This window comes from Bacillus sp. YC2, from assembly GCF_019891195.1.
In the GTDB taxonomy this organism is placed as follows: domain Bacteria; phylum Bacillota; class Bacilli; order Bacillales; family Bacillaceae; genus Bacillus.
The window spans coordinates 271,466-297,882 of record NZ_JAHXDO010000001.1; the positions used below are offsets into that span (position 1 = coordinate 271,466).

26 protein-coding genes are annotated in these 26,417 nt (G+C 46.5%); 4 read left to right on the forward strand and 22 right to left on the reverse strand.

Features of this window, described 5'->3' with window-relative positions:
• Positions 1-15: 15 nt before the first annotated feature.
• The 9 genes from KY305_RS01380 to KY305_RS01420 all read right to left on the reverse strand — a co-directional run bounded on the left by KY305_RS01380 (position 16) and on the right by KY305_RS01420 (position 7,864).
• Positions 16-1,419 carry a sensor histidine kinase gene (locus KY305_RS01380; protein WP_223061025.1) on the reverse strand — a complete coding sequence of 468 codons (1,404 nt, stop codon included), beginning with the start codon at positions 1,417-1,419 and terminating at the stop codon, positions 16-18.
• Entirely contained in the window at positions 1,410-2,072 is a 663-nt protein-coding gene (locus KY305_RS01385) for a response regulator transcription factor (RefSeq protein ID WP_223061026.1), read from the reverse strand. Before KY305_RS01385 ends, KY305_RS01380 begins: the two co-directional genes overlap by 10 nt.
• 20 nt (positions 2,073-2,092) lie before the next feature.
• Positions 2,093-2,863: a lantibiotic immunity ABC transporter MutG family permease subunit gene (locus KY305_RS01390; RefSeq protein ID WP_223061027.1), complete on the reverse strand. Its 771-nt coding sequence runs from the start codon at positions 2,861-2,863 to the stop codon at positions 2,093-2,095.
• The gene (locus KY305_RS01395; protein WP_223061028.1) at positions 2,863-3,594 is read right to left on the reverse strand and encodes a lantibiotic immunity ABC transporter MutE/EpiE family permease subunit; all 732 of its coding nucleotides are present in this window, start codon (positions 3,592-3,594) and stop codon (positions 2,863-2,865) included. Before KY305_RS01395 ends, KY305_RS01390 begins: the two co-directional genes overlap by 1 nt.
• Positions 3,591-4,304 (reverse strand): lantibiotic protection ABC transporter ATP-binding protein, encoded by a 714-nt coding sequence (locus KY305_RS01400; RefSeq protein WP_223061029.1) that lies wholly within the window; start codon positions 4,302-4,304, stop codon positions 3,591-3,593. The genes KY305_RS01395 and KY305_RS01400 overlap by 4 nt, the downstream gene beginning before the upstream one ends.
• Before the next feature lie 109 nt (positions 4,305-4,413).
• Positions 4,414-5,097, reverse strand: coding sequence for an ABC transporter permease (locus KY305_RS01405; protein ID WP_223061030.1), 684 nt, complete (start codon positions 5,095-5,097; stop codon positions 4,414-4,416).
• Positions 5,098-5,115: 18 nt separating this feature from the next.
• Positions 5,116-6,033, reverse strand: coding sequence for a choline ABC transporter substrate-binding lipoprotein OpuBC (opuBC, locus tag KY305_RS01410; protein WP_223061031.1), 918 nt, complete (start codon positions 6,031-6,033; stop codon positions 5,116-5,118).
• A 14-nt stretch (positions 6,034-6,047) separates the two neighbouring features.
• Positions 6,048-6,701, reverse strand: a complete 654-nt coding sequence (locus tag KY305_RS01415; RefSeq protein WP_223061032.1) for an ABC transporter permease — start codon at positions 6,699-6,701, stop codon at positions 6,048-6,050.
• Positions 6,702-6,718: 17 nt separating this feature from the next.
• Positions 6,719-7,864 (reverse strand): betaine/proline/choline family ABC transporter ATP-binding protein, encoded by a 1,146-nt coding sequence (locus KY305_RS01420; RefSeq protein ID WP_223061033.1) that lies wholly within the window; start codon positions 7,862-7,864, stop codon positions 6,719-6,721.
• A 285-nt stretch (positions 7,865-8,149) separates the two neighbouring features.
• Between KY305_RS01420 and KY305_RS01425 the strand changes: the two genes are divergently transcribed.
• Positions 8,150-8,683 carry a GbsR/MarR family transcriptional regulator gene (locus tag KY305_RS01425; RefSeq protein WP_223061034.1) on the forward strand — a complete coding sequence of 178 codons (534 nt, stop codon included), beginning with the start codon at positions 8,150-8,152 and terminating at the stop codon, positions 8,681-8,683.
• Between the two features lie 31 nt (positions 8,684-8,714).
• Here the strand turns inward: KY305_RS01425 and opuCD are convergent, their stop codons facing one another.
• From opuCD to opuCA, 4 genes are read right to left on the reverse strand one after another with little or no spacing between them, the layout of a single operon-like run.
• Positions 8,715-9,389, reverse strand: a complete 675-nt coding sequence (gene opuCD, locus KY305_RS01430; RefSeq protein ID WP_214802949.1) for an ABC transporter permease — start codon at positions 9,387-9,389, stop codon at positions 8,715-8,717.
• A gap of 17 nt (positions 9,390-9,406) precedes the next feature.
• The gene (gene opuCC / locus KY305_RS01435) at positions 9,407-10,324 is read right to left on the reverse strand and encodes an osmoprotectant ABC transporter substrate-binding lipoprotein OpuCC (RefSeq protein ID WP_223061035.1); all 918 of its coding nucleotides are present in this window, start codon (positions 10,322-10,324) and stop codon (positions 9,407-9,409) included.
• Positions 10,325-10,337: 13 nt separating this feature from the next.
• On the reverse strand, positions 10,338-10,991 hold the full coding sequence (locus KY305_RS01440) for an ABC transporter permease (protein WP_223061036.1): 654 nt from the start codon (positions 10,989-10,991) through the stop codon (positions 10,338-10,340).
• Positions 10,992-11,011: 20 nt separating this feature from the next.
• The gene (gene opuCA / locus KY305_RS01445; RefSeq protein WP_223061037.1) at positions 11,012-12,151 is read right to left on the reverse strand and encodes an osmoprotectant ABC transporter ATP-binding protein OpuCA; all 1,140 of its coding nucleotides are present in this window, start codon (positions 12,149-12,151) and stop codon (positions 11,012-11,014) included.
• A gap of 260 nt (positions 12,152-12,411) precedes the next feature.
• Here opuCA and KY305_RS01450 point away from each other — a divergent pair, with 260 nt between their 5' ends.
• A complete protein-coding gene (locus tag KY305_RS01450; protein WP_223061038.1) occupies positions 12,412-12,969 on the forward strand; it encodes a GbsR/MarR family transcriptional regulator in 558 nt (185 codons plus the stop codon).
• 20 nt (positions 12,970-12,989) lie between these two features.
• Here KY305_RS01450 and KY305_RS01455 read toward each other — a convergent pair whose 3' ends face one another.
• Positions 12,990-13,622, reverse strand: a complete 633-nt coding sequence (locus tag KY305_RS01455) for an NAAT family transporter (protein WP_223061039.1) — start codon at positions 13,620-13,622, stop codon at positions 12,990-12,992.
• A 500-nt stretch (positions 13,623-14,122) separates the two neighbouring features.
• On the opposite strand from KY305_RS01455, the gene KY305_RS01460 reads away from it, so the two are divergent.
• Entirely contained in the window at positions 14,123-14,833 is a 711-nt protein-coding gene (locus KY305_RS01460) for a zinc ribbon domain-containing protein (RefSeq protein WP_223061040.1), read from the forward strand.
• 42 nt (positions 14,834-14,875) lie between these two features.
• Here KY305_RS01460 and KY305_RS01465 read toward each other — a convergent pair whose 3' ends face one another.
• On the reverse strand, positions 14,876-16,666 hold the full coding sequence (locus tag KY305_RS01465; RefSeq protein WP_223061041.1) for a zinc ribbon domain-containing protein: 1,791 nt from the start codon (positions 16,664-16,666) through the stop codon (positions 14,876-14,878).
• Positions 16,667-16,790: 124 nt separating this feature from the next.
• Between KY305_RS01465 and KY305_RS01470 the strand changes: the two genes are divergently transcribed.
• On the forward strand, positions 16,791-17,258 hold the full coding sequence (locus KY305_RS01470; protein WP_223061042.1) for a GNAT family N-acetyltransferase: 468 nt from the start codon (positions 16,791-16,793) through the stop codon (positions 17,256-17,258).
• Positions 17,259-17,294: 36 nt separating this feature from the next.
• On the opposite strand, the gene eno is transcribed toward KY305_RS01470, so the two are convergent.
• The 7 genes from eno to araE form a co-directional block, all read right to left on the reverse strand.
• Complete coding sequence (gene eno / locus KY305_RS01475; RefSeq protein ID WP_061521628.1) at positions 17,295-18,587, reverse strand: phosphopyruvate hydratase; 1,293 nt, start codon at positions 18,585-18,587, stop codon at positions 17,295-17,297.
• Between the two features lie 29 nt (positions 18,588-18,616).
• Positions 18,617-20,152: a 2,3-bisphosphoglycerate-independent phosphoglycerate mutase gene (gene gpmI, locus KY305_RS01480; RefSeq protein ID WP_223061043.1), complete on the reverse strand. Its 1,536-nt coding sequence runs from the start codon at positions 20,150-20,152 to the stop codon at positions 18,617-18,619.
• Entirely contained in the window at positions 20,145-20,906 is a 762-nt protein-coding gene (gene tpiA / locus KY305_RS01485; protein WP_214802866.1) for a triose-phosphate isomerase, read from the reverse strand. Before tpiA ends, gpmI begins: the two co-directional genes overlap by 8 nt.
• 25 nt (positions 20,907-20,931) lie before the next feature.
• Positions 20,932-22,116, reverse strand: a complete 1,185-nt coding sequence (locus KY305_RS01490) for a phosphoglycerate kinase (protein WP_223061044.1) — start codon at positions 22,114-22,116, stop codon at positions 20,932-20,934.
• A 312-nt stretch (positions 22,117-22,428) separates the two neighbouring features.
• On the reverse strand, positions 22,429-23,436 hold the full coding sequence (gene gap / locus KY305_RS01495; protein WP_061521632.1) for a type I glyceraldehyde-3-phosphate dehydrogenase: 1,008 nt from the start codon (positions 23,434-23,436) through the stop codon (positions 22,429-22,431).
• 33 nt (positions 23,437-23,469) lie between these two features.
• The gene (cggR, locus tag KY305_RS01500; RefSeq protein WP_214802854.1) at positions 23,470-24,504 is read right to left on the reverse strand and encodes a sugar-binding transcriptional regulator; all 1,035 of its coding nucleotides are present in this window, start codon (positions 24,502-24,504) and stop codon (positions 23,470-23,472) included.
• A gap of 275 nt (positions 24,505-24,779) precedes the next feature.
• A complete protein-coding gene (gene araE / locus KY305_RS01505; protein WP_223061045.1) occupies positions 24,780-26,174 on the reverse strand; it encodes an arabinose-proton symporter AraE in 1,395 nt (464 codons plus the stop codon).
• Positions 26,175-26,417 lie beyond the last annotated feature (243 nt).

The following is a 26,417-nucleotide window of genomic DNA, read 5'->3' on the forward strand; positions in this document are numbered from 1 at the left end:
CTAAAAAACAAGCCCTCATATTTGAAGGGCTTGTTTTTGTTTGACGGTTTCCAGCGGAATACAGATTTCTGCCCGGGCGCCTCCCGTCTCTTTATTTTCAAGTTTCAATTCACCGTGATGAAGGTTGACGACATTATGGGCAAAAGTAAGCCCCATGCCGTGATGCCCCGCTGAATGTCTGCTTTTGTCCTCTGTGTAAAAAAGCTGTGTTGCTTTTTTCAGCGCTTCGGGTGAAAAACCCCTGCCGCTGTCTGATACAGCAATGCTGAGAAACGTATCGGCGCACACTGTTTCCACACAGATTTCTCCGCCTTCGGGCGTATAGTCAACAGCATTTGAAACGATGTTCATGATTGCCCTGTGAAGCAGATGCTTGTCCATTGCCGCTGCTATTCCGTCAGTGTCCCGTTCGCTGAAAACGAGATTAATCCGTTTCGGCCCCATCAGCGCCGCTGCATCACGATGAACATGTTTGATCCACTCTTTAACGTCTGTATATTCCAAATGAACAGAGACGGCTTCCTCCGTTTTTGACAGTTGGATTAATTGCCCGACATACTGCTCAATCTTCATTCCGGCATCCAGAATATAGCGTGTATATTCCGATTGTTCCTCATCAGGCTCTGTTAAACTCAGCAGTTCCGCATTGCCTTTAATAATGGTTACCGGAATTTTAATATCATGCGCAAGCGCGCCGATTTGTTCTTTTTTTGTTCTTTCTGATTCCCATTGCGCCGCGAGAGAAGCTTGGAGCGCATCTTTCATTCTCATCAGCGAGTCAATGACATCGTCAAATTCCTTAATACGGGAGCGCTGCGGATTTACATTTAAATTTTGCTTTTGAATGCTTCCCGTTATGGAACTGAGCGTATGGAAATGCCGTCTCAGCTGATTGGCAAAACGTGTCGTCACGATAAAAACAGTCAGAAGCAGCATAATAATCAGAATGGAAAGCCCCGTCAGTTCATAATTCGGCAGATAGTGCCTTAAAAGCGGTGAATGGAATTCCGACCTGAGCGAATATTGCAGGACGCAATACTCGTTTTTCCGTTCAATCACCATGTATCCTTTTTGAGAATAATGAAAGTACGGCTGATGCTGAATTTTTTTTCTGGCATTGGACGCGTCTTTTTCAGTCATCGTTCCCTCTGTCATGCGTCTGCTCTTTTTATCAAAAACAGCATACGAAATGCCTTCCGGAATCATGTCTTTTTTGATGCTTTTTGCTGATTGAAGGCGGGGCTTGACGTTTTCCGCTGCATGCTCGCTGTAGTTTGCCGGCAGTATTGCGCCGGCATTCAATGCAATGGCATTGAGCGTGACACATAAAGCGGCCACTCCCATCGTGCTCAGACACAGAGTGATTGTGAACTTGACAAGCTCTTTTCGGATGCTTGATTTTCCCTTCGTTATTCCCACTTGTATCCTACACCCCAAACCGTTTTTATGGGATCAGCCCCATGCTCTTTGCATTTTTTCCGTATCGTTCTGATAAACTCCGTGATGGTTGAGTAGAGCGCATCGCCGTCCAATCCATACACTTCATCGTAAATCTGTTCACGTGAAAACGTTCTGTTTTTATGCTGGGCCAAAAATTCAACGATTTTATATTCATTTTTCGTAAGAGACAGCTGATGCTCGCCGATAAATACTTCTTTATTATCGAAATCAAACATAAACCCTGATATCAGCCGTTTTGTCTGATGTTTCTCACGCTGCTCCCTTCTGACGTGCGCGTTCACCCTTGCCATTAGTTCGTGAACGCCGAACGGCTTTGTGATATAGTCGTCAGCGCCTGTCATGAGTCCTTTTACGATTGATTCTTCATCCGACTTGGCTGTTAAAAACAGGATCGGGCTGTCTACCAGCGGCCGAATCCGCCGGCAGAGCTCGATGCCGTCTGTACCGGGCATCATGACATCAAGCAAAATTAAATCATATCCCTGAAAAAATGCTAAAGGCTCATTGTCTGCCTTTTCCAGCACTGTTACCTTGTGCTTATCCCGCTGTAAAATGTTTTTGATGAGGACGAGAATATCTCTTTCATCATCTACTGCCAAAATGTTTGCCACCGGTCGATCACCCTTTGTCTTTATTCATAAGAACGCCTGCCTTCCCATCTTTTACACCAAAAGAGGCCGGCAAGGAATAATATGATTATAGCAAAATATAACATCATTTCGCCGATTCTCATATCATGCCTTACATAAGGGAGAAACTCTTTTTTTACCTTTTCAAAATGCAGCAGCCCTTCAAGCCCGGCCAATCGCACACTCCACGCCCAGGGGACATACCGCCACATGAGATCGCCCAATCCCGTGTTCATCAGCGCGGCCATTAACAAGCCCGCTCCTCCCAAGAGGCTGGACGGCCCTATTCCGTACTTGATACTGACAAAAAAGGAAAGCATATATAGAGGAACGCTCCCGGCGATGAGCCAGGCTCCTCCCTTTAAAAAGACCAGATAAGGAAGGTCATGTACATGAAGAACAAATTTCAATCCGATCAGATAAAGACCGACTGCGAGACATACTGATAAGACATTCATCAAAAGCAGCATTACAAGCTTACTGGCGAAACTGACGATTTTAGAATGCGGCGCCGCCAGCATCATTTGAAAATGGCCCGCCTGTTCCTCAACAGAGGCAGCCATCCCGCAGACAATCCCGATCAAGAGCGGGTATATCACAGCAATCGTACTGATAAAAACGTGATAGAGCGCAAAAGGTTCATGCACCCTTCCATACATATAAAGAAGGAAAAATACTGAGCCCAAAAGCGGCGCCGCAGCATGCATCCATATGAGCGGCGTGCGTTTTGTTTTTAATACATCAGCCCGTATATATCGGAGCAGCACGGCCATTATCGGCTCCCTCCTTTTGAAAAAGGCAAAGCAGATAAGATGCTGACAGCCAGAAATAGAATGATAGACAGAAGGATTGCCGGGATCATTACATCCCCGCTTAATAAGGCGCTGTTTTCCGGAAGCGGCAAGCCGTTCGGATGAATTCCGAGAACAGGAGACATCACCCGGATTGACCAGCTCCAAGGACTCAGCCACCACAGCGAACCGGATGCCGGCGCAATGCCGAAAATAAAGGTTGCTAACATATTTACAAGAATAGCAGCAGTAAAGCCAAACTGTCTGGCAATTAATAAGCAGAGCGGGATTTCCCAAAGCGTCGTCAGCCAAAGCAAAGCGCTCGCTTCAACACCCTTTAGCTGAACTGCCGCAAAACCCGGCATGACAAGCCCCAACAGAAACATGAGGGCTAAAAAAACAATTTGCGACGCAAGTGAATACAGCGCGATGACGCCTATTTTCGCCAGCCATATGTTTCTGAGGCTCGCAGGCAATGAATACACCGCTCGGTCGTTCGCGGATTTTTTCTCTTTTTTAATAGATAACCCGCATAGTAAAGCGATCATCAACGGCATGAAAATAACCGACCACCAGTTGAATGTGCCTGTCATAAAATAAGCCGCATCCGGAAGGAACGAAAAAGCTGTGTTCAGAAGCGGGATAAGTACAACCAGCTTTCTGATAAACGTTCTTTTTGATGTGAGGTGCTCCGCCTGCATGTACTGAATCATTTCACTGCCCCCGCTTTCTCCCTGCCTGACTTCACAACATCCAAAAACAGCTGCTCCAAATCGTCTTCCCGGCTGATTTCTCCTTGATAACCTAAAATGCCGTCACTGATGATTCCGATATGGTCGGCGATCTGCTCGACCTCTGATAAAAGGTGGCTTGATAAAATAACTGTCATTCCCTGCTTCGGAAGGGACCGGATAAACTCCCGCAAATCCTGGATGCCCATCGGGTCTAATCCGTTGGTCGGCTCGTCAAGAATTAACAGCGACGGGCGGTTTAATAAAGCCAAAGCGATGCCGAGCCGCTGTTTCATCCCCATGGAAAATTGCCCGGCGCGCTTCTTTCCGGTTCCCGTTAAATCCGTAATTTCCAACACTTCAGTCATCCTTGAATCAGGAAGCCCCAGCATTGTACAGCGGACTTTCAAATTCTCGACTGCCGTTAAGTTGTTGTAAAGCGGCGGGGATTCAATCAGTGAACCGATGTTTTTCAAATCTTCCCGCTTCCATTTATGGCCGTCGAATAAGATATCGCCGGATGTTTGCTTCAGCATGCCCGTCAAAATTTTAAGCGTCGTTGATTTTCCTGCGCCGTTCGGACCGAGAAGCCCGTATATGCTGTTTCGTTTGACCTGCAGCGATACATCAGCCACAGCTTGGTGTTTTCCGAATGTTTTTTGTAACTGTCTGGTTTCTATGATGTTGCTCATATGATTACCCCTCTGCTTTGTTTTTGATATAAATGACTTTACGGCAGAGTTATCAAAATTTAATCAAGAAATGAAAAAAGCATTCTTCCGCAGGAAGAATGCTGATTGCTTAAGATGCAGACCGTACAAGTCTGAACGGTTTTCTTTTCTTTTTCTTCACCGGACTGAGAGTCCGTTCAAGCCAAGCCATGAACAGATCTGCCGCCACTGCCATCAGCGCGGTCGGGATGGCGCCCGCTAAAATGATAGCGGTTCCGTTTGTGGCGTTTGAGCCTCTGACAATCATGTCGCCAAGCCCGCCGGCGCCGACGAATGTGCCGATCGCCGTGATGCCGATGGCAATAACGAGCGCCGTTCGGAGGCCCGCCATGATGACAGAAAGTGCGAGCGGCAGCTCCACCATGCGCAGCACTTGATATTTCGTCATCCCCATTGCTTTTCCCGACTCCAAATAGGCGTGTTCGATGCTGACGATCCCCGTGTACGTGTTCCGGAGAATCGGCAGGAGTGAGTATAAAAACAAGGCCGTAATGACTGTATTGGCGCCGAGTCCCATCACAAGCATCAGGACGGCGAGCATCGCAAGCGCCGGCACGGTTTGAATGACATTCGTCACCGCAAACACCCAGCCGGAAAGACGCCGATACCGGGCGATGACAATTCCGGCCGGAATGGCGGCAGCTGCGGCAAATATAACACCGTACGCCGACATAAGAAAATGGCGCCAGCACTCATACAGGACATAGCTGCCGTTTTGAGAATAATACGTGAAAAGTTCTTTCAGCGTGTCCATCCGGCATCCCCCTTTCCGTTATTCAAAGTAATGGTGCTTCTCTAGATATTCCTTTGCGACGACGGACGGTTCTTTTAAATGACCGTCGACTTCATAGTTCATCTTCTGCATCGTTTTCGTGCCGATTGAGCCGATCATTTTATTAATCACGCCTTCCAGCTCAGGGTGCTCCTTTAAGACATGTTCCGGGACGACGGGTGAACAATCGTACGGAGGAAAGAACCGCTTATCATCCTTTAGCATTTTTAGTCCGTAGGAGACGATTCTTCCGTCAGTGGAATAGGCGAGCACGATATCCATCTTATTGCTTTTCAGCGCATCATACACGAGGCCGATCTGCATCGGATACGTGCCTTCAAACGTCATTCCATATGTTTTCATGAAATCCTCATATCCGTTGCCCCTCAGCTTCATCCAATAGTTATCAACACCGAATTTCAGATGGGGCGCTTCTTTTTTTACATCGGATACCGTTTCTAAATGATATTTGTCGGCAAGCTGTTTGGAAACGGTAAATACGTATGTATTGTCAAATCCATAGGAGTCGAACCATTTCATATGGTATCTGTTTTGAAATTCACGCTGAACGAGCCGCAGCGCTTTGTCCGGGTCTTTTTCAGGCTCCATGCGAAGCGTGCCCGTCAGCGCGTCTCCGGTATAACGCGTTGCGGCGATATCAATTTCTCCGTTTATCAGCGACTGCTGCTGGACAGCGTTGGAGCCGAGATTTTTAATCGTCGTCGTTTTTAAATCGGTATTGTGTTCAATGAGCTGGCCGAGCATGCTCGCGATGATTTCTGATTCGGTCATGCTTTGCGCGCCGATTTTAATCGTATCCTCTGAAGCCGCGCTCAGACCCGGGAGCGAGCAGCCTCCAAGGAGCAGCATGCCGATACAGGCAAACCCGAGCAGCCGCTTTTTGTATCTTTTACTCATGTGAGACCCCCTCCTTATGAAGCATCCTTCAAGTCCTTCAGTCCGTCAGGCGTAACCTTCCGCTCCGTCATCCCCAGCAAATAATCGACGGCGATCGCCATTATCGTCACCGGGACGGCTCCGCCGATTATATACTCCGGCTGATAAAGGTTCAGCCCGATGAAAATATAATCGCCAAGCCCTCCGCCGCCGATAAAGGAAGCGAGCGTCGCCCAGCCGATTAAATATATGGAGGACGTTCTGATGCCCGCCATGATGACGGGGGCGGCAAGCGGAAGCTCCACAAGCCTGATTTGCTCCCCCGCTGTCATGCCGATCCCTTTTCCCGACTCCAGCAGATTTTGATTCACGCCGAGAATGCCTGTATATGTATTTCTCAGAATTGGCAGCACCGAATAGAAAAACAGCGCAGCAATCGCCGGAACCTTTCCTACGCCTAAAAGCGGAATGAAAAACGCGAGAATGGCGAGGCTCGGCAAGGTTTGAATGACATTGACGACGCCAATGACGGTGCCGGCGCCTTTTTTCATCCTTGTCAGCACGACGCCGAGCGGTACGGCGACCATTATGCCCAGCACCACGGCGATTAATGAGATGTACAGATGCTCCCATGTTTTATAAAGCAGTTCTCCGCCGTTTGCCTGTAAAAATTGAAAGGTCTGATTCATATGTCAATTCCGCCTCCTCATGACATCACCGCAAGCTGGTTTTCTTCTCCCCAGATGGAATCGTAAACGATGTCAACAAGGCTCGCCCTTGTCACAATTCCCGTTAAACAGCCGGCTTCATCGATGACAGGCACATATTTCATGCCCCGTTTTAAAATTTTATGAACGGCATCGCGCAGCAGGGTGCTGCTTAATACTGTATAAATGTCCCGCTCAAGCACTTCGGCAACGAGCGTCGCTTTTTTACGTTCACGGTCGATCATTTCCACATCGACGTAACCTTGCAGGACGTTCTGCTGATCAACGACGAGCAGCGAATCCACACGCTCGGCGCGCATCACCTGGATGGCTTCGGACAGCGTTTTCTCAGCCGTTATCGTGACAGGCTGGGTGTTCATGATCTGATCCACCCGCTCTACATCAGGGCTGGATGACTGGATCAGCCGTTCCTTCCCGATAAATTCCTCGACAAACTCGTTCGCCGGATACCTGAGGATCTCTTCGGGCGTTCCGACTTGGACGATTTCTCCCGCTTTTAAAATGACGATCCGATCCGCCAGCTTGATCGCTTCGTCCATATCATGGGTAACAAATACGATGGTTTTATGTAAGGTTTTCTGCAGTTTTTTAAATTCTTCCTGAAGGGAATCTCTCGTAATCGGGTCAAGCGCCCCGAACGGTTCATCCATTAAGATAAGCGGCGGCTCCGCGGCAAGTGCCCGTAATACACCTATTCGCTGCTGCTGTCCTCCGCTTAATTCATGAGGGTAACGGTCTAAATATTCAGGCCCCATATCCACCAGCTTTAAAAGCTCCCGCGCCCGTTCTTTCCGTTTTTCATCAGGCTGCTTTAAAAGCTTCGGCACGAGAGAAATGTTTTGCTGAATGGTCATATGCGGAAACAGCCCGATCTGCTGGATGACATAGCCGATGCTTCTTCGGAGCGCCACCGGGTCCTGTTCCATAATGTTTTTGCCTTCTATGCAAATCTTGCCTTCTGACGGCTCAATCAATCGGTTGATCATCTTCATTGTCGTCGTTTTCCCGCAGCCGCTCGGCCCGATAAAACAAATAAATTCGCCTTTAGCGATGTTCAAATTGATGCTGTTGACGGCTTTTTTTCCGCCTTTGTACGTTTTCGAGACATTTTCTAATGTCAGCAAACATTCACACCTCCATCATTAAATTTATTCAATTTGTTAAAATCATATTTAACTTTTCAGACAATTGAACGTTTTCCATTATAAATTAAACTTTATAAAATAAAAAGTTTACAATTTGTCCATATTATATATAAAGTATGTGTAAGCGCTGATTTACCCGTATTGACCGGCGATGTTCTTCTTATTGCTCTGAATTCCTGCCGAATTCTCTGGTAATAGCATTTTCGCCGGTTTAAAAATATGGTATATTGACATCGGAATTGCTGACTGAAAGGATTGAAACTGTTGGAGAAAGATCCGTTGCACGTAATCAAACAAGCTGAAGACCATTTGATAGAACGAATCGCTGAAAACATGCATACATTCGGAATGCCCGCTACGGTAGGGCGCATTCTAGGCATTATTTATATGAACCGCAAGCCGATGACCTTAACTGAATTATCAGAAGCAACCGGTATGAGCAAAACGAGAATGAGCCAGGCCGTCAGGGAAATGCTTGACGTCAATTTAGCGGAAAAGGTGTTTGAAAAAGGAGTACGCAAGGATTTATATGACGTTGAGCAGGATTATTACCAAACCTTCATTACGTTATTTACGGCCACGTGGAGCAAGGTCGTCAGCAAAAATAAAATGATGCACAAAAAGCTGAACCGTGAATTGACAAACGCGCTGGAAAACGGCGTGCCGGAAGAGGCGGAGGAAAAAATTAATGAACTGCTGAAGGAATTAAAGGACTGGCTTGACTACTACAACTGGATCAGCCGCCTGATTGAGTTTTTCGAAAGTGAAGAAATTTTCAAGCATGTCCCGAAGCCATAAAGAAAACGCCCTGGAATCCAAGGCGTTTTTCTTATGCCGCATTCGGCAGTTTGTTTCTTTTTTTCTTTTTCACCGGACTTAACGACCGCTCCAGCCAGCCCATGACAAGGTCGGCGATGACTGCCATCAGCGCAGTCGGAATCGCGCCGGCTAAAATAATCGCGGTTCCGTTCGTTGCGTTTGATCCCCTGACAATGATGTCACCGAGTCCGCCCGCGCCGACAAACGTTCCGATTGCCGTAATGCCGATCGCGATGACAAGGGCCGTCCGCAGACCGGCCATAATGACGGAGAGCGCAAGCGGCAGCTCTACCATGCGAAGCACTTGAAATTTGGTCATGCCCATCGCTTTTCCCGATTCAAGATAAGCGTGTTCAATACTGACGATACCCGTGTACGTATTCCGGATGATCGGAAGAAGCGAATATAAAAACAATGATAAAATGACCGTATTTGCGCCAAGCCCCATCACAAGCATCAGCACCGCCAGCATCGCCAGCGCAGGCACGGTCTGAATGACGTTTGTGACGGCAAAAATCCAGCCGCTTAATTTTCTGTATCTCGCAATGAAGATGCCGAGCGGAATGCCGGCAAGCGCCGCGAATAAAACTCCGTACACCGACATGAGAAAATGCCGGTAAAACTCCTGGAGCACATAGCCGCCGTTTTGAGAATAATAAGTGCCAAGCTGCTGCAGCACTTCCATTTGCCCCACCTCATTCCTTATTCAAAATAATGATGTTTCTCCAAAAATTCTTTCGCCACGACAGACGGTTCTTTCAGCTTGCCGTCCACTTCATAATTCAATTCCTGCATCGTTTCCGTATCAATTTGCCCGATCAGTTTATTGACAATGCCCTTAAGCTCCGGATGCTGTTTCAACACACTATCGGGAATGACCGGCGAACAGTCATACGGCGGGAAAAACTGCTTGTCGTCTTTTAAAATCTTCAGATCGTACGCTTTAATCCGTCCGTCTGTTGAATAGGCGAGGACGGCGTCCATTTTCCCGTTTTTCACGGCATCGTATACAAGCCCGATCTGCATCGGATAGGTTGTGCCGAATTCAAAACCGTACGTGTCGGTAAAGCCCTTATAGCCGTCACCTTTTCTTTTCAGCCATGCATTGTCTACACCGAGCTTAAATTGATCCGCATGCTTCTTAATATCAGACACTTTATCTAAATGGTCTTTTTCCGCAAGCTCTTTTGTTACGGTAAAAGCGTATGTGTTTTCAAATCCGTAAGAATCAAACCATTTATAATGAAACCGTTTCTCAAACTCTTTTTGGACGATGGATAACGCCTTTTTCGGATCTTTTTCCGCTTCCATGCCGAGCGTGCTCGTTAAATCAGTACCGGAGTATCGTGTGGCGGCAATATCGATTTCTCCGCCGAGCATCGCCTGCTGCTGCACATAATTTGATCCGAGATTTTTAATTAATGCCGTATTCAAGTCTGTATTGTGTTCGATCAGCTGTGCGAGCATATTGGCTAAAATTTCTGATTCTGTTATGCTTTGCGCCCCGATTTTGATCGTATCATCGGAGGCTCCGCTAAGCCCCGGCAGAGAACAGCCGCCTAAGAGCAAAGCAAATGACAGCGCAAGCGCGCACACCCATCTTTTTTGTTTAGTTTTCAAAACAGCCAACTCCTTATGATACTTCCTTCAATCCCTTCAGCCCTTTCGGCGTCACCTTCCGCTCTGTAAACGCAAGCAAATAATCAATCATAATGGCCAAAATGGTGACAGGCACGGCGCCGCCGATAATGTATTCAGGCTGATACAGATTCAAGCCGATGAAAATATAGTCGCCCAGCCCTCCGCCGCCGATAAAAGAAGCGAGCGTCGCCCAGCCGATCAGATAGATGGTTGACGTGCGGATTCCGGCCATGATGATCGGAATCGCAAGCGGCAGCTCGACAAGCCGGATTTGCTCCCAGACTGTCATGCCGATGCCCTTTCCTGATTCCAACAGATTTTTGTTGACGCCTTGAATGCCGGTATAAGTGTTTCTGAGAATCGGCAGCACCGAATAGAAAAACAGCGCGACGATCGCAGGCACTTTTCCCACACCTAAAAGCGGGATAAAGAAAGCCAGAATCGCAAGGCTCGGCAGGGTTTGCACGATGTTGACGACACCGATCACCGCACCTGCGCCTTTTTTCATTCTTGTCAGCGCGACTCCCAGCGGAACGGCGACGATAATGCCTAAAATTACGGCGATAATGGAAATATATAAATGCTCCCATGTTTTATATAACAGCTCTCCGCCGTTCGTCTGCAAAAACTTCATTATCTCATTCATTGTAAGAGTTCCTCCTCTTGTCAGCCCGTCACCTGCTGGTCTTCCTCGCCCCAGATTGAATCGTAAACGATGTCGACAAGACTGGCTCTTGTGACAATCCCGACTAAATGATGCTGTTCATCTACGACCGGAACATATTTAATTCCGCGCTTTAAAATTTTGCGGACCGTATCGCGAAGCAGTGTTCCGCGCTCGACCGTATACAGGTCAGGACAGAGCACATCGCCGACAAGGCTCGCTTTTTTACGATTCTGATCAATGATTTCCACATCGACATAACCTTGCAGCACATTCAGGTCATCCACGACAAGCAAGGAATCGACACGGTGCTCTCTCATCAGCTGAATTGCATGTGAAAGCGTTTTGTCCGGTGTGACGGTTACAGGCTTTTTGTTCATCATTTGCTCGACGCGCTCAATGTCTGGTCTTGATTGCAATAATCGTTCTTTGCCGATAAACTCTTCGACAAATTCATTGGCCGGATTTCGGAGAATGTCATCAGGAGTGCCGGCTTGGACGATCTCTCCCGCTTTTAAAATCACGATCCGATCGGCAAGCTTAATCGCTTCATCCATATCGTGTGTGACAAACACTATCGTTTTGTTTAACGTTCTTTGCAATTTTTTGAATTCTTCCTGAAGCGAATCACGCGTAATGGGGTCAAGCGCTCCGAAGGGTTCATCCATGAGAATAAGCGGGGGTTCCGCCGCCAGCGCGCGCAACACGCCGATTCTCTGCTGCTGTCCGCCGCTCAGCTCGTGAGGATAGCGGTCTAAATATTCAGGGCCCATATCGACAAGCTTTAACAGCTCACGCGCCCGTTCTTTCCGCTTTTCTTCCGGCCATTTCAGCAGCTTCGGCACGAGGGAAATATTCTGCTGAATGGTCATATGGGGGAAAAGTCCGATCTGCTGGATAACATAGCCGATTTTTCTTCTCAGCTCGACCGGGTCCTGCTCCATAATATTGTCGCCGTCGATAAAGATCTTTCCCGATGACGGCTCTATTAATCTGTTAATCATTTTCATCGTCGTCGTTTTTCCGCAGCCGCTCGGCCCGATAAAACAAATAAACTCGCCTTTGGCGATATCTAAATTGATGCTGTTAACAGCTTTTTTTCCGCCTTTATACGTTTTTGATACATTTTCTAATCTCAGCAATCCGTGCACCTCCGTAAGGTTTCCGTTATTTTTCTGAAAAGTATAATCTTTATTATAAGATAAAATTTGTAAAATAAAAAGTTTACAATGTGTCGAAATTATATAAAATATACGTATTATTTCATGTTATCCCGCTGACAATGCCGAAGTTCTTACAATCGCTCGCAATAGCTCGCACATCCTGCAACATCACCTTTTTCAACAACTGTAAAAAATATGATATATTGACAGCATTAAAAGCCAGTGAAGGGATGATCAGCTTGGAAAAAAACGCTCTTGATATTATCGAACATGCTGAAGAGCATCTCATTGAGAGAATCGCTGAAAACATGCATACATTCGGAATGCCGTCTACACTCGGGCGCGTGCTCGGTATTATTTATATGAATCGAAAGCCGATGACGTTAAATGAGCTGTCGGAAGCGACCGGGATGAGCAAAACGAGAATGAGCCAGGTCGTCCGCGAGATGACGGATGCCAACCTGGCTGAAAAGGTATTTGAAAAAGGCGTTCGAAAAGACCTTTACGACGTGGAGCAGGATTACTACCAGACGTTCATCTCCCTGTTTACGGCAAATTGGACAAAGGCGGTCAGCAGAAATAAAACGCTTTATAAAAAGCTGAACCGTGAGCTGACGGATCTTCTCGAGTCAGAAAACCTCAGTCCCGAAATCGAAGACAAGGTCTGTCAGCTTTTGGATGAATTGAAGGAATGGCTCAATTATTATGATTGGCTGAGCCGCTTGATTGAATTTTTTGAGAGTGAAGAAGTGTTTCAATATGTGCCGAAAACAATAAAAAGCAGCTCCCAGAAGTAACCGGGACCTGCTTTTTTCTGTCAGGAGACCAATACAGGAAACATGCCTTTCAAGCCGGCGCCGATCATGCCGATCGCCACCACCGCCAATATCAGCCCCATCAGCCGTGTAATAACGTTCATTTCGGTTTTGCCGAGCTTATTGCTGATAAAGGAGGAATAGTGAAAGAAAACAAATGTCATCAAAATGACGGCGGCAATGCCGATAAGCACACTGATATAATGAGTGATTCCCCCGTGGCCCGCTGACAGGCTCATTACCGTGGCAATCGTACCCGGCCCGGCAATGATCGGAATGGATAAAGGCGTTACAGAGATATCCGCCTTTTCCTTGCTTTCTTTATGCTCATCATGATGAAGGGACTGCACATGAGATTCCTTCGCGTTCAAAAGATTATAAGCGATGCCGAAAATGAAAATACCGCCGGCCACACGGAGCGCGTGAATATTAATATCAAACAGCTTAAATATGAGATGGCCGAAGATTAAAAAGGCCGCCAAAATGATAAACGACAGCACGGCAGCCTTGCGCGCGATCGCTGTTCTTTCTTCCCGCGTGCACCCTTCTGTCAATGTAATAAAAATCGGCACGTTGCCAATCGGGTTGGACACCGCAAATAGAGAAATAAAGACATGGATGATAAGTGAAAACATGAGTACCTCCTTATGTCGTGTCGTACCGTTATTGATTTATTTTTTGTTACCGGCTGTTTCTTATGCATGGTTTTACCCCGGCGGCGCCTTTTTGTAACATCAGCCGGCAGACTCGGCACATGATGAAACAGAAAAAAACCGCCCGAGTATTGAGCGGTTTTTTCCAATTGCTATTTCCATAATCTTTTGCCGAATTTCAACAGCCGATAAAGCATTTTTAACTTTTTAAGCATCTCTAAATTCCTTGTCACCCTGAATCAGTCTAAGCGGGAGGAAACTATTTTCCTCACGTCATCATTAAGATTTTACCATAATGTGTACTTTTTCACTAATATCAAAATGCCATATGCCTCATTTTCAAATATGAATTTTTAGTAGTGAAGCATCAGAAAAAGAGAACTCTTGTATTTTTGGATATATCAGTTACATCTATTCTATTTTCTTTTATAATGTAAATATTAGAACAAAATCCCTATATTTCATGTAAAAGGAGTTTTAGCATGTATTGTCCTCAATGCGGCCATCAAACAGATGGCGGAAAGTTTTGTGAAAAATGCGGAGCGCCTCAGCCCGGCCAAGCAGGCGCAGGCCATGTGCAAGGCCAGGCAGCACAAGCCGGGGCTGCCGCAAAGAAAGCCTCAAAGCAATTTGCTTTATTCGGCTTGGATGTTTTAAAAAGACCTTATCAGACTTGCAAAATGACAGGCGGCGAACAGCTTGTCAGCAGCATCATCACAATGGTACTTTTCTGCCTTGTGACACCGGTTATGCTGTATATCCTTTTATCAGACGGCTTTCGCGACATCAGTTTTGCAGGCACTGTGCTGAAACCGGCGCTTACCTTTGCTTTGTTTATTTTCTGTCTGCATCTCCTGATTTTTATCGCTTTGAAAGCCGGCGGAGCACAGGTCTCATTTAAAGATTCGATCTCAAGGTTCGGCGCGTTTTTGATCCCGTTTACAGCCATTTTGCTTCTCGCACTCATTTTGTTATTACTGCACACGACCGTTTGTTTTACCATTCTCGCTGTCGGCCTGATCGGTGCGGCGTTCGCCGTTCCCCCTCTCATGCTGGCGAGTTATCAGCATTTGCTTACGTCAAAAGCGGATATTGTCTATTCTGTCATCGTTATTTATTTGATCATTTGCGTTACGTTCCAGTATAGCGTCAAGCATTATGTAAAAGAACTCATCAGCTATTTCCTATTCTGAAAAAGAAATCCCCGCCGCCTAAATCGGTGCCGGGGATTCTTTTTATTGAATGGATGTTAAATAAATTCTTCCATTTTTGACAACGCCGCTATACGTCCAGTAATAGGTTCTCAGCTTCGGGCTGCCGCCGGCTTTTGTAATATAAAACTCTTCGTATGTTTTAATCGTGATATGCGAGCCGTCTTGACTGAAGCTTTTCACAGTAACATCGTTAAACACTTCTGTTGTTCCCTCGCTATGTAATTTTTTGACCAGTTTTTGCTGATCGGCATACAAAGGGCTTCCTTCTTCCAAATTGCCCGCCATAATGGCGAATTCGTTAAGATCGACGGCGCTTGATTGATTTGTCAGGTAATCAGACATAAAGGATGTGACTTGATCTCTTGTGACGCTGCCGGAAGCTGTGTTTCCTTTGGATGATGCCCATGCGGATGTGCAGGTTTCCGGCTGGTCATTTTTTATCTTTTTCACATTAGTCCCTGAAGAATCTGAGGCCGGATCAGCTTTTTCAAAAACCCATTTTTTATGTTTTGTATCATATGAGAGCACATAATGAAAGCTCGGCTCCGACTCTCCCATATCAGGTTTCGTATTCTCGTCGAAATAAGCCGACTGATGAAGCTCTTTACCCGTAACCGTTACTTGCCAATTGCCATTCTCTTGAGAAATCGCAAATGAATCAAGATCAAAGTCTGTCTCTTTATACTGATCCTTCAGAAAAGTGCCGGAGCTCTTCATGCCGGAAACCACTTCTTTCGTCTGCTCTTTCCACGCTGAGCCAGCCTCGGTCATCTGGTCAGTATTGCCGTCTGCCATAGCTTTCGTATACTGTTTCGTTGTTTTGACAATCGTGTCCATGATTGTTTTTTGTGTATCTTGATCCGGAATAAGCGTTAATTCCATATCAGTGCTGTTGATCGGAACATCGGCTGTTTTTGTTTTCCCCCAAGGAAAATCCGCTTCCACAACGGCGGTCATCGAACCGTCAGTCAAAAGCGGCCCGTATGTGACCGATTTGAATGGGTCTTTATGGATGGACTTTCCATTAATCTGCAGATCACCTTTGGCGTTTTTAAAGCGGTCAGCTAACGTGAACGTCACATCCTCGGCGTCTAACGGCAGGTCAAGATCGAAATTCCTTCTGCCCACAGCTTGTATATCTTCTTTTTTCACCACGTCAACAACATTATTTTTAAGCTTGGCTTCCGTTGTATAATCACCAGGTGTGTACGGCCCGAAGGTTTGGGTTTCGCCGGCTTTTTTAACCGATCCTGTTTTTTCCTTATTTATGTACAGATCGGCGCCTTTATAATTGCTCGTCACACGGAAATAGACCGGGTCGATTTTCAGCTCATAATGATCAAAAAACAGCAGTGTTTTACCTTCTTTTTCCACGTAGACGGCATCTTTTTCTGACGAAGCTCCGCGCAGGGAGGAAACCAGTTCATCATGTTTCTTTACATATGTGAGAAGCGGTTTTACATTGCTCTCATTTAACGTCAGCTTGCTGTCTGAAGGAGTCAGAAGCGCTGACAGCTTTTTGGCGTCTCCGTCATGAACCGCCTGCTCGAATTGATCAACAAGCCTTTTCTTTGAGGTCAAGTAGGCTCCTGTTTTATATGCGGCAAATAATATGATAAGAGCCGCGGCGATGCTGCTCCATATTAAGATCGTTTTTTTAGGGATCGGTTTTCTCGGATGAGGTGCAGTTTCAGCGGCACTTGCTGTCTCCTGCTGTTCCGGCCTGCTTCCTCCCCCGATCGGTTTTCCGCATTCTTTACAAAAACGCGCCTTTTCCGTATTCTGCTGGCCGCAATGCTTACAAAAAAACATGACTTTCCTCCTATTCAATTCTACTAAATTGTATAACATTTCCTGTCTTACTTATTTTATAATAAAATAGAATGAAATTGGAGCGTATTAGAAAAAATAGATGTCTATCATCAAAAAAGGGGGAATGAACATGCAAGAGCTCAACATTCAAAAAACGACAGAGACAAATGAGGCATTATATGATCTGCTGCTTCTCGCCGATCCGTCGAAAGAAATTGTAGATGAATATCTTGTAAGAGGCGAATGCTATACAGCTTGGGCCTCTGGTGAGCTTGCAGGTGTCTTCATCCTTTTACAAACAAGACCGAAAACGGTGGAGATCGTCAACATCGCAGTCAAAGAATCCATGCAAAACAAAGGAATCGGGAGACAGCTCGTTCGAGAAGCTATGAAAAAGGCGAAACAAATGGGAGCAGCAACTATTGAAATCGGAACAGGCAACTCCAGCATCGGCCAGCTCGCCCTTTATCAAAAATGCGGATTTAGGCTCCAAGCGATCGACCATGATTTTTTCGTCAGGCATTACGAGGAGGAGATTTTTGAAAACGGAATTCAGTGCCGTGATATGGTGAGGCTGTATGCAGATATATAAAGAAAAACCTCCCCTTGCCGGGGAGGTTTTTACTTATTATTTATTCAAGTTATAGAAAGAGTTGATACCGTGGAACTGAGCAGTTTCAGCCAGCTGGTCTTCGATGCGAAGAAGCTGGTTGTATTTCGCAACACGGTCCGTACGGGACGGAGCACCTGTTTTGATTTGGCCTGCGTTTGTTGCCACAGCGATGTCAGCGATTGTGCTGTCTTCTGTTTCACCTGAACGGTGAGAGATAACGGCAGTATAGCCTGCGCGTTTCGCCATTTCGATTGCATCGAATGTTTCAGTCAATGTACCGATTTGGTTTACTTTGATCAGGATAGAGTTGCCTACGCCGTTTTTGATACCTTCAGCAAGCTTTTTCGTGTTTGTAACGAAGAGATCGTCACCGACAAGCTGAACTTTTTTGCCAAGACGCTCAGTAAGAAGCTTATGGCCTTCCCAGTCGTTTTCGTCAAGTCCGTCTTCGATAGAGATGATTGGGTATTTAGAAACCATTTCTTCGTACCAGTCAACCATTTCAGCAGATGTTTTCACAACGCCTTCGCCAGACAGATGGTATTTGCCGTCTTCTTTGTTGTAGAACTCAGAAGATGCAGCATCCATTGCAAGTTTGACTTCTTCGCCAGGTTTGAAGCCGGCTTTTTCGATTGCTTCAACAATTGTTTGAAGAGCTTCTTCGTTAGAACCAAGGTTTGGAGCGAATCCGCCTTCATCACCTACAGCTGTGTTCATTCCTTTAGCAGAAAGAACTGATTTCAGGCTGTGGAAGATTTGAGCGCCCATGCGAAGCGCTTCACGGAAGTTAGGCGCGCCTACAGGCATAATCATGAATTCTTGAATGTCTACGTTGTTGTCAGCATGCTCTCCGCCGTTTACGATGTTCATCATCGGTACAGGAAGTGTTTTTGAGTTGAATCCTCCAAGATACTGATAAAGAGGAATCTGTAAGAAATCAGCAGCAGCGCGGGCAACAGCCATAGATACGCCAAGGATTGCGTTAGCGCCAAGCTTGCCTTTGTTTTCAGTACCGTCAAGCTCGATTAAAAGCTGGTCGATTGCATTTTGTTCTGTTACGTCAAAGCCGAGAAGCTCTGGAGAAATGATTTCATTTACGTTGTTAACCGCAGTTAACACGCCTTTTCCAAGGTAACGGTCTTTGTCGCCGTCACGAAGCTCAACTGCTTCGTATTCACCTGTAGAAGCACCGCTTGGAACTAAAGCGCGGCCGAATGCTCCTGTTTCTGTATATACTTCAACTTCAACTGTTGGATTGCCGCGGGAGTCTAATACTTCGCGTGCATAAACATCAACAATGTATGGCATGAGTTTGTCTCTCCTTTTGATTTTCACAATTATTTTTGAATCAAAGATGTTCCAGTCATTTCTTTCGGTTTTTCAACACCGAGAAGGTCTAATAACGTTGGTGCAAGGTCGCCTAGGATTCCGCCTTCACGCAGAGTCACGCCTTCTTTTGTCACAATGACAGGGACTGGGTTTGTCGTATGAGCAGTGTGCGGCTCGCCGGATTCTGTAATCAGAACGTCTGCATTACCGTGATCAGCGGTAATGATGGCGTGTCCGCCCTTAGCGATAATGGCGTCAACCACTTCGCCTAAGCATTCATCCACTGCTTCAATCGCTTTAATCGTCGGTTCGACCATTCCGGAGTGGCCGACCATGTCAGGATTTGCAAAGTTCAGGATGATCGCGTCATGCTTGTCAGCCGCGATTTCTTTTACAAGGGCATCCTTCACTTCATACGCGCTCATTTCAGGCTTCAGGTCATATGTTGCAACCTTCGGCGAGTTAATGAGGATGCGCTCTTCACCCGGGAATTCTTCTTCGCGGCCGCCGCTCATAAAGAACGTGACGTGCGGATACTTTTCAGTTTCCGCGATGCGAAGCTGTTTTAATCCGTGCTGTGATAATACTTCACCGATCGTATTATCAAGGTTTACCGGTTTAAAAGCTACATATCCGTCAACTGATTCACTGAAATGAGTCAGGCAGACGAAATGCAGGTTTTTCGGATGGTTTTCTCCGCGGTCAAAGTCGCGGAAATCTTTATTGGTAAACGTGTTGGAGATCTGGATGGCGCGGTCCGGTCTGAAATTATAGAAAATCACAGAATCGCCGTCATGAATCGTCGCAACAGGTTCACCGTTTTCTTTTGTAATGACGGACGGAATGACGAATTCATCATGAATGCCGTTCGCATAAGAATCGTCTACTACATCCATCGCGCTCTTGTAAGACGGGCCTTCGCCATACGCCATTGCGCGGTACGCTTTTTCCACACGGTCCCAGCGTTTGTCGCGGTCCATGGAATAGTAGCGTCCGGAAATGCTGGCGATTTCGCCGACACCGATCTCTTTGATTTGCTCATTCAGCTGCTGAATGTAGGTTTTCGCTGTTTGCGGGCCTACATCGCGGCCGTCAAGGAAACCGTGAATATACACCTTCGTCAGCCCTTCATTTTTCGCAAGCTTTAACAGCGCGAACAAATGATTGATATGGCTGTGTACGCCTCCGTCAGACAGAAGGCCGAACAGGTGCAGCGCTTTGTTGTTTTCTTTCGCGTGGCTGATCGCGTCAAGGAACGTTTGATTGCGTTCAAATTCCCCTTCACGGATGGCAACGTTCACGCGTGTTAAGCTTTGGTACACAATACGTCCGGCGCCGATATTTAAGTGACCGACTTCGGAGTTCCCCATCTGTCCTTCCGGCAGTCCGACAGCCTCGCCTGAAGCGGTCAGCGTCTGATGAGGGTATTGGTTCCAATAACGGTCGAAATTCGGTTTTTTCGCTTGTGCGACTGCGTTTCCGACTGTTTCATTGCGTAATCCGAACCCATCAAGAATGATGAGTGCAGCTGGTTTTTTACTCATATTGACCTTCCTCCAATAATTGAACGAATGACTGCGGTTCAAGGCTTGCGCCGCCGACCAAAGCACCGTCAATATCGGACTCTGCCATATACTCTTTAATGTTTGCAGGCTTTACGCTGCCGCCGTATTGAATGCGGAGCTTGTCAGCTGCTTCCTGGCTGACGCTTTCAGCGACGGTTTGACGGATATGCGCGCACACGTCGTTTGCATCTTTAGAAGTTGAAGATTTGCCTGTTCCGATTGCCCAGATTGGCTCGTAAGCAATAACAGAAGCTGCAACTTGTTCTTCAGAAAGACCCGCAAGACCTTTTTTCACTTGATCGGCAACAAGATCATTTGTTTTTCCGGCTTCGCGCTCTTCAAGCGTTTCACCTACACAGATGATCGGCACGATACCGTGTTTGAACGCGGCATGCGCTTTTTTGTTGACAGTTTCGTCAGTTTCAGCGAACATTTCACGGCGCTCAGAGTGGCCGATGACGCAGTAATCCACGCCAAGGTCTTTCAGAGCGACCGGGCTGATTTCACCTGTGAACGCACCGTTTTCTTCAAAGTGCATGTTTTGGGCGCCGACTTTTAAGTCAGTTCCTTTAACAGCAGAAGTCAGCTTTTCTAAGAAAAGCGCTGGCGCGCAAACAACGGCTTCCGCTTTGTCTGCTGCTGGAATGGAAGATTTCACTTCTTCAACGAAGCTGACAGCCTCGCCGAGTGTTTTGTTCATTTTCCAGTTACCGGCTATAATTGGTTTTCTCATCTGTTCCACTTCCTTATAGCAGTTTTTATTTATCGTTCAGCGCAGCTACCCCTGGAAGCTCTTTGCCTTCCATAAATTCAAGGGAAGCGCCGCCGCCTGTTGAGATGTGGCTCATTTTGTCAGCAAGGCCGAATTTTTCAACGGCTGCCGCAGAGTCTCCTCCGCCGATGACAGAGTATGTATCTTTTGCCTCTGCCAACGCTTCAGCCACAGCTTTTGTGCCTTGAGCGAACAAGTCGATTTCGAATACGCCCATCGGTCCGTTCCACACGACAAGTTTACTGTTTTTGATAACATCAGCATACGTTTCGCGTGTTTTCGTTCCGATGTCAATCGCTTCTAAATCACTTGGAATTTCAGAAACCGGCACCATTTTTACGTTTGCGTCGTTAGAGAAATCATCCGCAACCAATACATCTTCAGGCATGTAGAATTTCACGCCTTTTTCTTTCGCGCGGTCCATAAATGATTTCGCGAGCTCGATTTTATCTTCTTCAAGCAAAGATTTACCGACTTCATATCCGAGGGCTTTGACGAATGTGTAAGCAAGACCTCCGCCGATGATCAGGTTGTCCACTTTATCAAGCAGGCTTTCGATCACGCCGATTTTGTCTTTTACTTTCGCTCCGCCGATGATCGCCGTAAACGGGCGCTCAGGATTTGTAACGGCTTTGCCGAGAACATCAAGCTCTTTTTCCATTAAGAATCCTGCAACGGCCGGCAGATGTTCAGCGATTCCTGCTGTAGATGCATGCGCACGGTGGGCAGCACCGAAAGCGTCATTGACATATACATCTGCAAGATCAGCGAATGCTTTTGCAAGCTCAGGATCGTTTTTCTCTTCGCCAGGGTAGAAGCGTACGTTTTCTAATACGAGAATGTCTCCGTCTTTCATGTCAGAAATCTTTGCTTTTACAGCATCGCCATAAGCTTCATCCGCTTTTTTCACTTCTTTTCCGAGCAGTTCGCCTAAGCGTGCAGCGACAGGAGTTAAACGAAGCTCCTCTGCAACTGCGCCTTTCGGACGGCCTAAATGGCTTGCCAGAAGGACTTTTGCGCCTTGGTCTGCAAGGTATTGAATGGTTGGAAGCGCAGCGCGGATACGAGTATCGTCTGTTACTTCCCCGTCTTTCATTGGAACGTTAAAGTCAACGCGGCAGAATACGACTTTGCCTTTTACGTCGATGTCTTTTACTGTTTTCTTATTCATGCCTTAGGAGATCCTCCTTCAAAATGGTTTGCATAGCACGAAAAACGTGAAACCGCCTTATGATGCGTTCCGCCGCGGGGCAGATTGCAGCTGTCGGCACGGGGCAGATCGTTTTCGGAGCCTGGGCAGGCGGCCCGGAAACGAAAGTGCCGCATAGATGCAAAACGCGGCCGTTCTTCACCATTCCAGCGTTTTCTGAAAGCAGGTTCTCATGGAAAAAGGGAAAGGGAGTCCGTCCCCTTCCCTTGTCCGCTTTCATTATAGCGTTTCTGTCCGAAAGAACCAAGTCCGGCCCTTTCCGGGAGCTATGAATTAAAGACCTTGTTTCGCGATGTAAGCTGCAAGGTCAACAACGCGGTTAGAGTAGCCGCTTTCGTTATCGTACCAAGAGATTACTTTTACCATGCTGCCTTCCATAACCATTGTAGAAAGAGCATCGATTGTAGAAGAGTTAGCATTGCCGTTGTAGTCGCCTGATACTAATGGCTCTTCGCTGTAGCCAAGGATTCCTTTAAGATCGCCTTCAGCTGCTTCTTTAAGAGCTGCGTTTACGTCTTCAGCCGTTACGTCTTGGTTCAGTTCAGCAACTAAGTCAACAAGAGAAACGTTTGGAGTCGGCACACGCATAGCTCCGCCGTTCAGTTTGCCTTTCAGTTCAGGAAGAACGAGAGAAACTGCTTTTGCAGCACCAGTTGATGTAGGAATGATGTTTTCAGCTGCTGCACGCGCACGACGGTAGTCTTTGTGCGGAAGATCAAGGATTTGCTGATCGTTCGTGTAAGAGTGAACAGTTGTCATCATACCGCGTTTGATGCCGAATTTATCGTTAAGTACTTTAGCAAACGGCGCAAGGCAGTTTGTTGTGCAAGATGCGTTAGAGATAACGTCATGCTTAGCCGCATCATATTTATCTTCGTTAACACCCATAACGATTGTGATATCTTCTTCGTTAGCAGGAGCTGAGATGATAACTTTTTTCGCGCCTGCTTCTAAGTGCTTCGCAGCGTCTGCGCGTTTTGTGAAGAAACCAGTTGATTCAACTACGATTTCTACGCCTTGTTTGCCCCAGCTGAGTTTCGCAGGATCGCGCTCAGCAGAAACTTCAATTGTTTTACCGTTAACAACAAGGTTGTTACCGTCAACTGAAACCTCAGCGTCTAATTTTCCGTGTACAGAATCATATTGTAAGAGGTGAGCGAGCATGTTAGCGTCTGTTAAATCGTTAACCGCTACGACCTCAACTTCAGGATTATTTAATGCTGCGCGGAATACGTTACGTCCAATACGACCAAAACCGTTAATACCGACTTTTACTGCCATGATTGTTTCCTCCTTTAAATAAGTGAGAGATATTTATATTGAGGGACTGGTATCCCTTAATAACTTCTTTGCGGCTCCTTCGTCCGTGACGAGAACCGTGTTTCGCTGCTTTTTGAAATAAGCCTCGATCGCTTCTGCTTTTGATGATCCGCCCGCTACCGCGATAATGTCGGGAATTTCGTCGATGTCATCGAGCTGCATTCCGACTGAATGCACCTTATGGACGACTTCGCCATCCGCGTTAAAGTAGTAGCCGAAGGCTTCTGTCACCGCGCGGTTGTCATCTATTTTCTTCAAATCTTCCAGAGGCGTGTTTCTGCGCTCCGCCATTGTTCTAGCTTCACCGATTCCGTGAACCAGCATACTCGCTGATTTAATGGTGTTGAGCACCTCTTTTACGGAAGGCTCTTCAATAATAGATGAATAGGCCCCTTGTGACAGCTGTCCCGGAACAAACAAAAGCCGATAAGTGCCTGAAGCTTTTTCTGCCATATGTGCGCATATGGTGTTCGCCTGATTTTTGACGTTTTCGCCTAAACCGCCCCTTGCCGGCACAAACAGGAGCTCGCGGTTTTTTGAATCCGGCGTCATCATATCAGCGACAGCTTCAATTGTCGTACCGCCGGTTACAGCGACGATATTTTTTCCTGAAAATTTCTTTTTCATACATGCGACGGCCGCTCTCCCCAATTCTTTTTTGACCCAAGGAGATTGGTCGCTGTCTCCGGAAACGATAATGGCGTCTTTCAGATTAAGCCGCTCCTTTAATGTCTTTTCCAAAAGCGTCAATCCTAAAACATCCTTCATCGTGTCTTCCAGAATCGAAAGCAGTGAATAGCCCTCTTCCGTCAGTGTCATGCCGTTTGTTTTAATATCAATGAGATTCTGTTCTTTCAGAAACTGAACCTCGCTTCTGAGCACGCGCTCGGTCAATCCGAGGCTGGCTGACAGACTTCTGCGGCCGATTGGTTCAGTAAGCCTGATATACTGCAAGATTTCAAATCTTTTTTGCATCACAAGCAAAAGATCAGGCAATAATTTTTTTTGAGCTTGTATTAACTGGTTCATGACTCAAACGTTCCTTCCTATTCATACTGGACAGAAAATGTCCCGCTATGACAAAAAACGTCCCATCATAGCCAAAAAAAATTATGTCTGCTTTCTTTAATTATTTTAACAGGGTGACATTGTTAATTCAACTGTTAAAGGCTAATTCCTCGACATTCTTCGCAGATTTTACCAGTATCTCCTTTATAAAGTTATTATATACAAATATGATAAAAAGGTGACAGAGAAAAGCCCGCTGCGGCAGGCTTAAGGGGACTTTCTTCGTTAAAACGCTTTCATTTTACCCAGAGCTTCTCTATCTCTTCCAAGGATTTATTTTTAGTCTCCGGACAGATCGTCACGACAAACAAAAAGCAAAGGACGTTAATGACGGCGAATATCCAAAAAGTATAGGCTAAGCCGAATGCACTGATCATCATCGGCACAAACTGGCCGATCGCCCAGTTTGCCCCCCATAAGAAGATCGTCGCGATGCCGGCGGCTCGGGCGCGGAGATGATTCGGAAAGATTTCTGAAATCATGATCCATGTAATCGGCCCGACCGAAACGCAGAAAGCGGCAACGAACCCTAAAATAATGACGACGAGCACAGGCCCGCTGGCCAGCTGAAAATAAAAGGACGCGCCGATCAATATCATAAACAGCGCCATAAAGGCCGAACCGACGCCCATCAGTTTTTTCCGGCCGACTTTATCTACTAAAAGGACCGCAATAGCGGTGAAGATCACCTCTACGACACCGACGATGCAGGTCGTGACAAATCCTGCATTCTGGCCGAAGCCCATCATTTTAAAGATTTCCGGTCCGTAATACGTAATTGCGTTCATTCCGATGACCTGGTTGAACAGAGCCAGCAGGATGCCGATGATCAGCGCTTTTCTCAGACCCGGCTTAAACAGCTGGGACAGCGATCCCATTTTTTCTAATTGTAATGAAGTTTCTATTTGTTTGATTTCTTCTTTCGCAACTGTTTCTCCATTAATACGCGTCAATACAGAGAGGGCTTCCTTCGTCCGCCCCGCTTTCGCCAGCCAGCGCGGGCTTTCCGGGACCACAAGCAGGACGATAAAAAAGATGACGGACGGAACCATTCCGTATGCGAGCATCCACCGCCAGCCGGTGTGCACGCCCCATTCATATGAGCCTGATTGCTGGACGGCAAGGTTAATAAAATAAGTGCCGGAGATTCCTAATATCGTAAACAGCTGATACAGCGAGGACAGGCTGCCCCGTATGGCCGGCGGGGCGGCTTCGGTGATATACGTGACAGAAAGCGAGGAGCCCATCCCGATTCCCAAGCCGCCGATGATTCTCGCGTTAATTAAGGAAGAAACATTTTGAGAAAGCGCCGAGACGACCGCTGAGACCGCAAACAAAAGCGCTGCCGCCATCAGGATTTTTCTCCGTCCGAAGCGGTCACTCAGAAAACCGGAAATACCGACGCCAAAAACGCCGCCGATCATAATGCTTGAAATCACGAGTCCTTCCATGAAAGGACTCAGGCGGTACAGCTCCTTCAAAAAGCCGATCGCGCCGGAAATCACTGCTGTGTCGTAACCGTACAAAAGCCCTCCTAGTCCGGCCGCACAAGAAATGAGAATGACGAATCCCATGGAATGCTGCCGAGTGACAGGTACATTTGAATCAATTGGTGCCGGGTGATTTTTCATGTCATTTACCCTCCCGCTAATAATGGAATAAAAACGCTTACATATTACAGTGCCGGCGCCGTGTTCCTTTTCATATACCGTCATAATTGTACGTACTTATAAAGAATTTTAAGTAAAAATCAGCAGAATTAGTACGTACAAATAAAGAATAAGCAGTTTTTCACTTTCTGTCAATTATTTTTATCATTTTATGAAAGGGCTTACTATGTTATACTGAAATTTGTCCGTATACATTTTGGAGGA